The organism is Crossiella sp. SN42, from assembly GCF_023897065.1.
Lineage (GTDB): Bacteria > Actinomycetota > Actinomycetes > Mycobacteriales > Pseudonocardiaceae > Crossiella.
Genome location: NZ_JAMHIV010000018.1, coordinates 162,235 through 175,085, shown reverse-complemented (window position 1 = coordinate 175,085; position 12,851 = coordinate 162,235). Strand labels below are relative to the sequence as shown.

Sequence of the window (12,851 nt, the reverse complement as noted above, 5' to 3'; positions counted from 1 at the left end):
GAGGGATCTGGACAGCCGAGGTTTCACCGGATCGGCGTGACTCGCGGCTCCGGGGGAGTTCAGGGGCAAACCCCGAGGTGGAGGCCCGGCCGGGCGGGTGATGCTGCACTGGTAGGCCATTCGGGCTATTCGTTGTGGACACAGGAAAGTCGAGGCGTGCTGATGCCACCCATGTCTGATGAGCAGGTCCAGCGGGAACTGGTGGAGATGCGGATCTTCGCCGCGGCCTACCGGGCCGCCGAGATCGCGGGCACGCCGGTGGAGGAGGTCTCCCACGCGGGTTGGCGCGCGGGGGCACGGTTCGGGGCCGGTACCGACCGGGGCGAGGTGATGATCCGCAACGACTCCGGCGTGGACGGCACCTGCGTCTTCCGCGGCGAGCAGGACACCCTGTTCACCGTCCTGTCCACCGGGTTCGGCGGGGACTTCACCGAGCGCCCGTACGCGATCATGAGCAGGGCGCCCGCGGTGACCGGGACCCTCGCCCCGGAGGCGGCCAGGCTGGAGCTGGTCAGTGAGGACGGCACGGTCCACCCGGCGCACGTCGCGGCAGGCACCTTCGCGGTGGACCTCGACCTGAGCCGGACCAGGGTGGCCGGCACCGCGCCGGTGGAGGAGCGGCTGGACGCGATCTGGGCGGGCTCCGCCGAGGCGACCGAGCGGCTGCGCGGGTGCACGGTCCGGGTGTTCGACGGCTCCGGCGCGCTGCTCTACGAGGGACCGGCGATCGCCGACGAGGCCTAATCGGTTGGTGAGCCCGCGGACCGTGAGGCATCCTTGAGGTATGGCCGAGGACCTGCGGGTTAACGCCGCGCTGGTGATCCCCGGCGCGGAGCTGAGTGAACGGTTCTCCAGGTCCTCCGGGCCTGGCGGACAGGGCGTCAACACCGCCGACAGCCGGGTTGAGCTGTCCTTCGACGTGGCGGAGTCGCGGGCGCTGCCCGAGCACCTCCGGCGGCGCGCGCTGGCCCGGCTGGCCGACCGGCTGGTGGACGGCGTGGTCACCATCGCGGCCTCGGAGTACCGGACCCAGCTGGCCAACCGCAAGGCGGCCAGGGAACGGCTGGCCAGCCTGCTGCGGGACGCGGTGCTGCCGCCCGCGCCGCCGCGGCGGGCGACCAAGCCCAGCCGGGGCGCCAGGGAACGGCGGCTGGCCGCCAAGCATCAGCGCGGGGCGCTGAAGCGGGACCGGCGCGCGACGGGGGACTGAGGTCACGTACTGCTCGCCGACTTTTCGGCATACGATATGCAGATGACCGGGCTTGGGTTGCTGGACTCGTTTGGTCGAGTCGCGACGGACCTGCGAGTTTCCCTCATCGACAAGTGCAACCTGCGCTGCACCTACTGCATGCCGGCCGAGGGCCTGGACTGGCTGGCGAAGCCGGAGTTGTTGACCGGCGCGGAGTTCGTCCGGCTCATCGGCATCGCGGTGCGTGAGCTCGGCGTCACCGATGTCCGGTTCACCGGCGGGGAACCGTTGCTGCGCCGGGACTTGCCGGAGATCGTGGCCGGGGCGGCCGCGTTGACGCCCCGGCCGCGGATCGCGCTGACCACCAACGGCGTGGGCCTGGCCAAGACCGCGGACGCGCTCGCGGCGGCGGGGCTGGACCGGGTGAACGTCTCGCTGGACACCTTGCGGGCGGAGCGTTTCGCCCGGATCACCCGGCGGGACCGGCTGCCCGAGGTGCTGGCCGGACTGCGCGCGGCCCAGCAGGCCGGACTGGGGCCGGTGAAGGTGAACTCGGTGCTGCTGCGCGGGATCAACGAGGACGAGGCCGCGCCGCTGCTGCGGTTCTGCCTGGCCGCCGGTTACCAGCTGCGCTTCATCGAGCAGATGCCCCTTGACCCGCAGCACGGCTGGGACCGGTCGGCGATGGTGACCGCCGAGGAGATCCTTGGCCTGCTGCGCCAGGAGTTCGAGCTGACCCCGGAGCCGGGGGAGCGGGGCTCGGCGCCGGCGGAACGCTGGCTGGTCAACGGCGGACCGGACACCGTGGGCGTGATCGGCTCGGTGACCCGGCCGTTCTGCGCCGACTGCGCGCGCACCCGGCTCACCGCCGACGGCCAGGTCCGGTCCTGCCTGTTCGCGCACACCGAGACCGACCTGCGCGCCGCGCTGCGCGGCGGGGCCGAGGACACCGAGCTGGCCGAGCTGTGGCGGAAAGCCATGTGGGCCAAGCCTGCCGGGCACGGCATCGACCGGCCGGAGTTCGCCCAGCCGGACCGGCCGATGAGCGCGATCGGCGGTTAGCCGACCGGTTCGAGCAGCCGGTCGGCTCCGGTGTAGACGTTCATCGACGCGCCGCGCAGGAAGCCGATCACGGTCAGGCCGGTCTCCTCGGCCAGCTCGACCGCGAGCGAGGACGGGGCGGACACCGCGGCCAGGGCGGGGATACCGCCCATCACCGCCTTCTGCGCCAGCTCGAAGCTGGCCCGGCCGGAGACCAGCAGGATCGTCTCGCGCAGCGGCAAGCGATCCTGCAACAGTGCCCAGCCCAGCAGCTTGTCCACCGCGTTGTGCCTTCCCACGTCCTCCCGGACCGCCAGCAGGTCACCGTCCACTGTGCACAGTGCGGCGGCGTGCAGGCCGCCGGTGCGCTCGAACAGGAGCTGGGAGGCGCGCAGCCGGTCGGGCAGGGCGCGCAGCACCGAGGGGTCGAGCCGGATCGGGTCCTCGCGGATGCTCCAGCGGGCCACCGTGCGCACCGCGTCCAGGCTGGCCTTGCCGCACACCCCGCAGGAGGAGGTGGTGTAGACGTTGCGCGCCAAGGAGAACTCGCCGACCGGAACGTGCGCGGCCAGGGTGACGTCCAGGACGTTGTAGGTGTTGCCGCCGTCGGTGGTCGCGCCGGGGCAGTAGGCGATGCCCGCGACGTCACCGGCCGCGCCGACCACGCCCTCGCTGACCAGGAAGCCCGCGGCCAGCTCGAAGTCGTGGCCGGGAGTGCGCATGGTGATCGACAGCGGCGCGCCGTTGAGCCGGATCTCCAGCGGCTCCTCCACCACCAGGTCGTCCAGGCGACGGGTGCGGGTGTCCGCGCGCAGGCGGGTGATCATGCGGCGGGCGATGCGGCGGCCCATGTCAGTGCTCCCTCTCCTCATCCAGCAGCACCACCGAACCGGGACCGGCGGCGGGCAGCTGCCGGTCCAGTGCGGCCGGGAGGCTGAGCGCGCCGTTGACCAGTGCGGCGCGCAGGGTGCGGCCGGTGCGCACGCCACCGGCCGCGGCGACCAGGCGGTGCAGGGTGCTGCCGCGGGGCAGCTCGTACACCCCCGGCCTGCGGACGATGCCGGAGACGCAGTACAGCCGGTTCGGCACCGGTGTGCCGGTGATGACCGGGGGCACCGCGACCAGGGTCTCCACCGAGTGCACCACGGTGGGTTTGCCCAGCAGCACCGGCTCGGCCGGGAACGGCGGGGTGCCCCTCGGCTCGCCGCGCCGGCCGGGATAGGTGCCGCCGCCGCGCCGGACCTCCAGGTCGAAGCTGCGGCCCGAGCCCAGGATGTTACGGCCCAGCAAGCCTTTCTCCCTGGCCTGGGCCACCGCCTCGGTGAGAACGCGATGGGCCCGCGGATACTCCCCGCGCAGGTGCAGGTAGCCGTGGCGGCTGCCGGTGGCGATGCCCGCGATGGTCATCGCCTCCACCACCGCGAACGGGTCGCCCTCCAGCAGCACCCGGTCGGCGAAGGAGCCGGGATGGCTCTCATCGGCGTCGCACACCAGGTAGTGCGGCCGGTTCCGTTGCCCGGCAAGGACTTCCCAGCTCGTGGCCACCGGCACCCCGGCCCCGTCCCTGCTGGGCAGGCCGGATTCCAGCACCAGGCGGATGATCTCGGCCGGACCCATCCGCAGTGCGTGGTGCAGCGCGGTGTAGCCGCCGGTGTTCAGGTAGTCGGACAGGCTGGCCGGGTCGACCCGGCCGATCCGGCGCAGCAGCACCAGCTGCTCCGCGCCCGCCTGCGGCACGGCGGCCTCGGCCGGGGGTTCCGGCTGGGCGTGCCGCAGGTCCAGCGCGATGCTGATGGTGCTGTCCACAGTGGATGGTGCGGTGACCGCGGTGCGCGGCGGGTCACCGGCCTCGAAGACCAGGGCGGCCGGTGCGCGCTCGCACAGGCCGAGGCAGGGCGAGGGCTGCCAGAGCACCCCGCCCGCCGGGCGGTCGGCCGGACCCAGGCGACGTTCCAGGGTCCGGCACAGGGGAGTGGAACCCGTTGCGCGGCAAGCGGGTCCGGCGCAGACGTGCAGCACCCGGCGCGGCCGGGGCCGCAGCGAGAACAGGGCGCACGAGGTGGCCACGCCGAAGACCTCGGCAGCGGAGAGGGTCAGGCGGCGGGACAGGTAGTCCAGTGCCGCCTCGCTGATCCAGCCCACCCGGTCGTTGAGGGAGTGCAGGGCGGGCAACAGCGCGTCGTGCGGGTTGGCGATGGGCCCGCCGTCACTCCGACCGGAGGACGACGGGTCCAGCACGACATCGATGGCCGCGCGTTCCTCAGCGGAGGGTGCGGCGTCACGAAAACGGGAATCCATGAGCTGCCCCCGGGAGGTCAGGCAGGTGGGAGGGGAGAGACGGTCAGGAAGCGACGGCGGCAGGCTGCCTGGTCACCGATGCGTTGAGCAGGTCGGCCATCGCGTGGATCGCCCTGAGCGTGGGAACTTCCGCGCCGGTCAGCTCCGCGAGCTCGACGACCGCCGCGAGGATGACGTCCAGCTCCAGGGGTTTGCCCTTCTCCAGGTCCTGGAGCGTGGAGGTCTTGTGCTCGCCGGCTTTCTCGGCCCCGGCCAGCCGTCGTTCGATGGAGATCTCGGGGTGGGAACCCAGCCGTCGCGCGACCTCCAGGGTCTCCCGCATCATCGACACCACCAGTCGCCTGGCGTCGTGGTGCCGGCAGATGGCGGCCATGGTGGAGCGGGTCAGCGCGGAGATCGGGTTGAACGCGATGTTGCCCATCAGCTTGAGCCAGATGTCCCGGCGGAGGTCGGCCTCCACCGGGCACTTGAGCCCGCCTTCGATCATCGCGGTGGAGAACTCCAGGCAGCGCGCGGAGATCGACCGGTCCGGCTCGCCGATGGAGAAGCGGGTGCCCTCCAGGTGGCGGATCACGCCGGGAGCCTCGATCTCGGTGGCCGCGTAGACCACGCAGCCGATGGCCCGCTGGACCGGGAGAGCGGCGCTGACCGCGCCGCCGGGGTCCACGCTGTTGATGCGGTGGTTCTCGAAGGGGCCGGGCAGACCGTGGAAGTACCACCACGGAATCCCGTTCTGCGCGGCGATGATGGTGGTGCGCTCGTGCAACAGCGGCTCGATCATCCGGCCCGCGGCGGCGTACGAGTTCGCCTTCAGGCCTAGGAAGATGTGGTCCACCGGGCCGACCTCGGCCGGGTCATCGGTCGCGTGTGGGGTGGCGTGGAAGTCGCCGCGGTCGGAGAGCACCCGGACCCCGGCTTCGCGGATGGCCGAAAGGTGCGCACCGCGGGCGATGAGATGAACCTGCGCTCCGGCGCGGTGCAGGGCTGCACCCACGTACGCGCCGATGGCGCCGGCACCAAGAACAGCGATTCGCACATCACTCTCCTGTTCTTGTGTCGACAACTCATTCAGCATACAGTATGGAGTAGCCCGGTCAACGGGCCGCACGCGGCACGACCGCGTGGGTGAGGAGGCGTTGCGGTGCCTGAAGGGTTCGGGTTCCACTCGCCCCCGCCGATGCGCGTGGTCGCCACCGCCGGAGGCGCCGGAGCAGGCAAATCCACCTTGGTGCGCGCGCTCACCGGACGGGATCCGTGGGCTCGGTTGCCCTCGGGGCGGGTGCTGGCATTGGTGGACCGCGCGGCTGAGGCGGTCCTGACGAGCGTGGCCACCGCGGAGGCGGTGGTGTTCGTGGTGGCGGCCGACCAGGAGTGGTCGGCACAACTGGCCGTGCAGCTGGACGCGTTGCACGCCTTGGACATCCGGCACGGGTTGCTGGTGGTGACCCGGGCCGACCTGGCCGATCCCGGCCCGGTGCTGCGGCGGACCCGCCGCGCCATGGCCACCGGCGCGCTCGGCCGGATCGAGTCCGCGGTGGTCAGCGCGCGCACCGGCGCGGGCATCGACCGGCTGCGCCTGGTGCTGGACCGGCTGGCCGCCACGCTGCCGCCGCCACCGGAGGTCCCGGTGCGGCTGTGGGCCGACGGCTGCGCCGAGGCCGGCGCGGAGGACAAGGGCGTGCTGGTCACCGGCACCCTGCTGGCCGGGTCGATCGAGCGGGAGGCCGAGCTGGCCGTGGGCGCGCAGGACCGGCGGCTGCGGGTGGGCGGGCTGGAGTCGTTGGGGCGTCAGGTGTCCGCGATGTCCGCTCCGGCCCGGATCACGGTCCACCTGCCCGAGGCGCAACCGGATGAGTCCTTCACCGGCGCCGCGCTGGTGACCCCTGGCCGGTGGCGGCACGTGGACGTGGTGGACGTGCGGCTGCGCCCGCTGCCCGGCCGCAAGCTGGGCGGGGTGCACGGGCACCTGGAACTGGGGCTGGGCTCGGCCCGGCAGCCGGTGTTCCTGCGGGTGCTCGACGGCGACATCGCGCGGCTGCGGCTGAGCGAGCCGTTGCCGCTGCGCATCGGCGACAAGGCGCTGTTGCGCGGCTGTGACCAGGCGCCGCTGCGCAGCGGCGCGGAGGTGCTGGCCGGGTGCACCGTGCTGGACATCCTGCCGCCCGAGCTGGCCACCGAGGCGCAGCTGGCCGCCCGCGGCCTTGAACTGATGAGTCGGTCAGCGATCCCCAACGGCGGCGATGAGCTGCGCCGACGTGGCCTGGTCAAGGCCGGCGACCTGCTGGCCATGGGCTGTGCCCTGCCGGTCGCGCCCAGGGCGGGGGACTGGCTGATCGACCCGGCCAAGCTGGACGAGCTGTGCCGGCGACTGGCCGCCCTGGTGCGTGCCCGCGCGCGCGAACAACCCCATGACCCCGGCGTGCCCAAGGCGGAAGCGGTGGCACTGCTGGCTTTGCCACACCGAAGACTGCTCGAACCGGTGGCCAGAGCGGCTCGTGACCTCGGTGTGCGGATCAACCAGGGCCGGCTGGTGCTCACCGAAGGCGGGACCGAGCTCCCGTTGCCGGTGCGGCAGGCGGTGGAGAAGCTGCGCGCCGAGCTGGTGAGCAGCCCCTTCAGCGCGCCGGAGGCCGACCGGCTGGCCGCGTTGCGACTGACCCCCAAGTCGCTCGCGGCCGCCGTGCGCACCGGTCTGCTGCTCCGGCTGGCCGACGGCGTGTACCTCGGACCGGATGCGGTGGAACGGGCGGTCGCGGTGTTGTGCGCGCTCCCGCAGCCCTTCACCGTGGCCGCGGCCCGCACCGCGCTGGGCACCTCCCGCCGGGTCGCGGTGCCCCTGCTGGAACTGCTGGACACCCGGCGGATCACCGTCCGGCTACCCGACAGCAGACGTCGGATTCGCCCGGAACACGACTGATGAAGGGACCTCGACGGGTGAATTCCGTCGAGCGGCCCACGTGCGGACTCTGGACAACGTTACTGCGACGGAGTATCACTAAACCACCATACGGTATGCAGTATGGGGATCGAGTGGTGTGCGGTCCGCGCAACGTCGGCCTTCACCAGTCACCACCAAACACAGCCCGAGTCGACCCAGAGCAGGCGACCGGGCAGCGACGTGAGGAGATGACGCACCTATGGCGCAGACTGCCGAGGCTCTGCCCAGCGCCAGCCAGGTCGAGGTGAAGGAGACCGGAGAAGGTCTCATCTCGGGCGGCCATCTGGTGGCGAAGGCTCTCAAGGCCGAAGGCGTCGACGTGGTGTTCACTCTGTGTGGCGGCCACATCATCGACATCTACGACGGCTGTGTAGACGAAGGCATCGAGGTCATCGACGTCCGGCACGAGCAGGTGGCCGCGCACGCGGCCGACGGCTACGCCCGGATCACCGGCAAACCGGGCTGCGCGGTGGTCACCGCGGGACCGGGCACCACCGACGCGGTCACCGGGGTCGCCAACGCGCTGCGCGCGGAGAGCCCGATGCTGCTCATCGGCGGCCAGGGCGCGCTGAGCCAGCACAAGATGGGCTCACTGCAGGACCTGCCACACGTGGACATGATGGCCCCGATCACCAAGTTCGCCGCCACCGTGCCGGACACCGCCCGCGCGGCGGACCTGGTCTCGATGGCCTTCCGCGAGTGCTACCACGGCGCGCCCGGCCCGTCCTTCCTGGAGATCCCCAGGGACGTGCTGGACGCCTCGGTCCCCATCGAGAAGGCCCGCATCCCCAAGGCGGGCCACTACCGCGCCTCCACCCGTTCCGCGGGCGACCCCGCCGACATCGAGAAGCTGGCCGACCTGCTGACCAAGGCGGAGAAGCCGTGCATCCTGCTCGGCAGCCAGGTCTGGACCACCCGGGGCACCGAGTCGGCCATCGACCTGGTCCGCGGGCTCAACATCCCCGCCTACATGAACGGCGCCGGCCGCGGCACGCTGCCGCCCGGCGACCCGCACCACTTCCAGCTCTCCCGCCGCTACGCCTTCACCAACGCCGACCTGATCATCATCGTGGGCACCCCGTTCGACTTCCGGATGGGTTACGGCAAGCGGCTTTCCGCCGAGGCCACCGTGGTGCAGATCGACCTGGACTACCGCACGGTCGGCAAGAACCGCGACATCGACCTGGGCATCGTCGGCGACGCCGGCATGGTGCTCTCCCAGGTCTTCCAGGCCACCACCGGCCGGGTCGGCAACGGCGCCACCGGGCGCAAGGCCTGGCTGGAGGAGCTGCGCGCGGTGGAGGAGCAGTCGCTGGGCAAGCGGATGGCCCGGCAACTGTCCAACGCCAACCCGATCGACCCCTACCGCCTGGTGCACGAAATCAACGAGTTCCTCACCGAGGACTCCATCTACATCGGCGACGGCGGCGACATCGTCACCTTCTCCGGCCAGGTGGTCCAGCCCAAGTCGCCCGGCCACTGGATGGACCCGGGCCCGCTGGGCACCCTCGGCGTGGGCATCCCGTTCGTGCTGGCGGCCAAGTACGCCCGCCCGGACAAGGAGGTCGTCGCGCTCTTCGGGGACGGCGCCTTCTCCCTGACCGGCTGGGACTTCGAGACCCTGGTCCGGTACAACCTGCCGTTCGTGGGCATCGTGGGCAACAACTCCTCGATGAACCAGATCCGCTACGGCCAGGCGGTCAAGTACGGCGAGGACCGCGGCCGGGTCGGCAACACCCTCGGTGATGTGCCCTACGACCAGTTCGCCAAGATCCTCGGCGGCTACGGCGAGGAGGTCCGCGACCCCGCCGACATCGCGCCCGCGCTCCAGCGCGCCCGCGAGTCGGGGCTGCCGTCGCTGATCAACGTGTGGGTGGACCCGGACGTCTACGCGCCGGGAACCATGAACCAGACCATGTACAAGTAGGCCCGGAGGGGGAGTTCGGTTATGGGACAAGCACTTGAGGGTGTTCGAGTCCTGGACATGACCCACGTCCAGTCCGGGCCGTCGGCCACCCAGATCCTGGCCTGGCTGGGCGCGGACGTGGTCAAGCTGGAGGCGCCCAGCGGGGACATCACCCGCAAGCAGCTGCGCGACATCCCCGATGTCGACAGCCTCTACTTCACCATGCTCAACTGCAACAAGCGCAGCATCACGCTGAACATGAAGAGCGACAAGGGCAAGGAGCTGTTCACCAAGCTCGTGTCCGATGTGGACATCCTGGTGGAGAACTTCGGTCCGGGCGCGGTGGACCGGATGGGCTTCACCTGGGACAAGCTCCAGGAGCTCAACCCCAGGCTGATCTACGCCTCCATCAAGGGTTTCGGCGACGGGCCCTACACCCACTACAAGGCCTACGAGGTGGTCGCCCAGGCCATGGGCGGCTCGATGACCACCACCGGCTTCGAGGACGGCCCGCCGCTGGCCACCGGCGCGCAGATCGGCGACTCCGGCACCGGCATCCACACCGTGGCAGGCATCCTGGCCGCGCTGTACCAGCGGGAGTCCACCGGGCGCGGCCAGCGGGTCACCGTGGCCATGCAGCACGCGGTGCTCAACCTGTGCCGGGTCAAGCTGCGCGACCAGCAGCGGCTGGCGCACGGGCCGCTGGCGGAGTACCCCAACAAGGAGTTCAGCGACGAGGTGCCGCGCTCGGGCAACGCCTCCGGCGGTGGCCAGCCGGGCTGGGCGGTGCGGTGCAAGCCGGGTGGGCCCAACGACTACGTCTACGTGATCGTGCAGCCCGTCGGCTGGCAGCCCATCGCCGAGCTGATCGGCCGGCCGGAGCTGGCCGAGGACCCCGAGTGGGCCACCCCGGAAGCCCGGTTGCCCAAGCTGGACAAGATGTTTCAGCTGATCGAGGAGTGGACGGTCAACCACACCAAGCGCGAAGTGCTGGCCCTGCTCAACGCCAAGAACGTCCCTTGTGGACCGATCCTGTCCACCAAGGAGCTGATCGAGGACGAGTCGTTGGTGGCCAACGAGATGGTGGTGACGGTGGAGCACCCCGAGCGCGGGGCGTTCAAGACCGTGGGCATGCCGCTCAAGCTGTCCGACTCGCCGGCCAAGGTCGAGCGGTCCCCGCTGCTCGGCGAGCACAACGAGGACGTGTACGTGAAGGAGCTAGGGGTTTCCGTCCCGGAACTGGCCCAGCTCAAGGCGAACGGAGTGATCTGAGCCATGGTGGCTTACGACAGGGCCGCGGTGCGCGAAGTCCTGGACAAGGCGCGCGCCGAGGGCCGCGAGTCGCTGACCGCCCCCGAGGGCAAACGACTCTGTGACGCCTACGGCATCCCGACGCCGGGCGAAGGACTCGCCAACAGCGCGGACGAGGCGGTGAGCCTGGCGGCCGGGATCGGCTTCCCGGTGGTCATGAAGATCGTCTCACCGGACATCCTGCACAAGACCGAGGCCGGCGGCGTCATCGTCGGCGTCACCGACGAGGCGGGCGCCCGCGCCTCCTACGAGAAGATCATCGCCAACGCCAAGGCGTACAAGGCCGATGCCGACATCACCGGTGTCCAGGTGCAGCAGCTGCTCGCCGAGGGCCAGGAGGTGATCATCGGCGCGACCACCGACGACACCTTCGGCAAGATCGTGGTCTTCGGCCTGGGCGGGGTGCTGGTGGAGGTCCTCAAGGACGTCACCTTCCGGCTGGCGCCGCTGGAGCAGGCCGAGGCGCGGGCCATGGTCACCGACATCAAGGCGGTGGAGATCCTGCACGGGGTCCGCGGCGCCGACCCGGTGGACCTGGACGCGCTGGCCGAGGTGGTCAAACGGCTCTCCGACCTGGTCACCGACTTCCCGGAGATCCGCGAGCTGGACCTCAACCCGGTGTTCGCGGCCAAGGACTCCGCGATCGCCGCGGACGTCCGGGTGCTGGTGGAGACCGGGGAGATCACCGAGAAGCACGTCTACTCCGACGAGGAGATCATCACCGCGATGAACCGGCTGATGAAGCCGAAGAACATCGCGGTGATCGGCGCCTCCGCCGAGGACGGCAAGATCGGCAACTCGGTGATGAAGAACCTGGTCAACGGCGGCTACCAGGGCGGCATCTTCCCGATCAACCCCAAGGCCGAGGAGATCCTGGGCCGCAAGGCGTACCAGGCCATCGGCGACGTGCCGGCCGAGGTGGACGTGGCGGTCTTCGCCATCCCGGCCAAGTTCGTGGCCGGGGCGCTGACCGAGTGCGGCAAGAAGGGCATCCCGGCCGCCGTGCTCATCCCCTCCGGCTTCGCCGAGACCGGCAACCACGAGCTGCAGGACGAGGTCGTGGCGATCGCGCACCAGTACAAGATCCGGCTGCTCGGCCCGAACATCTACGGGTACTACTACACGCCGGAGAACCTGTGCGCGACCTTCTGCACGCCGTATGACGTCAAGGGCGGGGTGGCGCTGACCTCCCAGTCCGGCGGCATCGGCATGGCCATCCTGGGTTTCTCCCGCACCACCAAGATGGGTGTCTCGGCCATCGTCGGCCTCGGCAACAAGTCCGATGTGGACGAAGACGACCTGCTCACCTTCTTCGAGCAGGACGAGAACACCCAGTGCGTGGCCATGCACCTGGAGGACCTGAAGAACGGCCGGGCCTTCGTGCACGCGGCCAAGCGGATGACCAAGAAGAAGCCGGTGGTGGTGCTCAAGGCCGGGCGCACCTCGGCCGGGGCCAAGGCGGCCAGCTCGCACACCGGCGCGCTGGCCGGTGACGACAAGGTCTACGACGACATCCTGCGCCAGGCGGGTGTGGTCAGGGCTCCCGGGCTGAACGAGATGCTGGAATATGCCCGCGGGCTGCCGCTGCTGCCCACACCCAAGGGCGAGAACGTCGTCATCATCACCGGGGCCGGTGGCTCCGGGGTGCTGCTCTCGGACGCGTGTGTCGACAATGGACTGTCCATGATGGAGATTCCGCCGGACCTGGACGAGGCGTTCCGCAAGTTCATCCCGCCCTTCGGCGCGGCGGGCAACCCGATCGACATCACCGGCGGCGAACCGCCCTCGACCTACGAGGCCACCATCCGGCTCGGCCTTGAGGACCCGCGGATCCACGCGCTCATCCTCGGCTACTGGCACACCATCGTCACCCCGCCGATGGTCTTCGCCGAGGTCACCGCGCGGGTGGTGAACGAGGCCAGGGCCAAGGGCATCGACAAGCCGGTGGTGGCCTCACTGGCGGGTGACACCGAGGTGGAGCGGGCTAGTGAATACCTGTTCGACCATCGTATTGTCGCCTATCCCTACACCACGGAGCTCCCGGTCGCGGTGCTGGGCGCGAAGTACCGCTGGGCACGCGCGGCGGGACTGATCGACAAGTAGGCCGACGGCTGACCGGTAGCAGGGGTCCCGTCGGCCAGGCGGGACCCCTGCTACCAGGCCAGGGA

The 12,851-nt window shown here is 70.8% G+C and carries 10 protein-coding genes; 7 read left to right on the top strand and 3 right to left on the bottom strand.

Annotation, left to right across the window (positions count from 1 at the left end; translation table 11 throughout):
- Positions 1 to 171: 171 nt before the first annotated feature.
- Genes M8C13_RS22605 through moaA form a run of 3 tightly spaced genes read left to right on the top strand, consistent with a single transcriptional unit; the run spans position 172 to position 2,251 of the window.
- Positions 172 to 744, top strand: coding sequence for a hypothetical protein (locus tag M8C13_RS22605; protein ID WP_252482662.1), 573 nt, complete (start codon positions 172 to 174; stop codon positions 742 to 744).
- 40 nt (positions 745 to 784) lie between these two features.
- Positions 785 to 1,210, top strand: coding sequence for an alternative ribosome rescue aminoacyl-tRNA hydrolase ArfB (gene arfB, locus M8C13_RS22600; protein ID WP_252482661.1), 426 nt, complete (start codon positions 785 to 787; stop codon positions 1,208 to 1,210).
- 42 nt (positions 1,211 to 1,252) lie between these two features.
- Positions 1,253 to 2,251 (top strand): GTP 3',8-cyclase MoaA, encoded by a 999-nt coding sequence (gene moaA, locus M8C13_RS22595; protein WP_252482660.1) that lies wholly within the window; start codon positions 1,253 to 1,255, stop codon positions 2,249 to 2,251.
- On the opposite strand, the gene fdhD is transcribed toward moaA, so the two are convergent.
- From fdhD to M8C13_RS22580, 3 genes are read right to left on the bottom strand one after another with little or no spacing between them, the layout of a single operon-like run.
- Complete coding sequence (gene fdhD / locus M8C13_RS22590; RefSeq protein ID WP_252482659.1) at positions 2,248 to 3,081, bottom strand: formate dehydrogenase accessory sulfurtransferase FdhD; 834 nt, start codon at positions 3,079 to 3,081, stop codon at positions 2,248 to 2,250. The two genes, moaA and fdhD, sit on opposite strands and share 4 nt — an antisense overlap.
- 1 nt (position 3,082) lies before the next feature.
- A complete protein-coding gene (locus tag M8C13_RS22585; RefSeq protein WP_252482658.1) occupies positions 3,083 to 4,528 on the bottom strand; it encodes an NAD(P)H-dependent oxidoreductase subunit E in 1,446 nt (481 codons plus the stop codon).
- Positions 4,529 to 4,571: 43 nt separating this feature from the next.
- A complete protein-coding gene (locus M8C13_RS22580) occupies positions 4,572 to 5,564 on the bottom strand; it encodes a 2-dehydropantoate 2-reductase (protein WP_252482657.1) in 993 nt (330 codons plus the stop codon).
- A gap of 105 nt (positions 5,565 to 5,669) precedes the next feature.
- On the opposite strand from M8C13_RS22580, the gene M8C13_RS45505 reads away from it, so the two are divergent.
- The 4 genes from M8C13_RS45505 to M8C13_RS22560 all read left to right on the top strand — a co-directional run bounded on the left by M8C13_RS45505 (position 5,670) and on the right by M8C13_RS22560 (position 12,786).
- Complete coding sequence (locus M8C13_RS45505; protein ID WP_252482656.1) at positions 5,670 to 7,445, top strand: selenocysteine-specific translation elongation factor; 1,776 nt, start codon at positions 5,670 to 5,672, stop codon at positions 7,443 to 7,445.
- 220 nt (positions 7,446 to 7,665) lie between these two features.
- Entirely contained in the window at positions 7,666 to 9,393 is a 1,728-nt protein-coding gene (locus M8C13_RS22570; RefSeq protein ID WP_252482655.1) for a thiamine pyrophosphate-binding protein, read from the top strand.
- A 21-nt stretch (positions 9,394 to 9,414) separates the two neighbouring features.
- Positions 9,415 to 10,644 (top strand): formyl-CoA transferase, encoded by a 1,230-nt coding sequence (gene frc / locus M8C13_RS22565; RefSeq protein WP_256509483.1) that lies wholly within the window; start codon positions 9,415 to 9,417, stop codon positions 10,642 to 10,644.
- A 3-nt stretch (positions 10,645 to 10,647) separates the two neighbouring features.
- On the top strand, positions 10,648 to 12,786 hold the full coding sequence (locus M8C13_RS22560) for an acetate--CoA ligase family protein (RefSeq protein ID WP_252482653.1): 2,139 nt from the start codon (positions 10,648 to 10,650) through the stop codon (positions 12,784 to 12,786).
- Positions 12,787 to 12,851 lie beyond the last annotated feature (65 nt).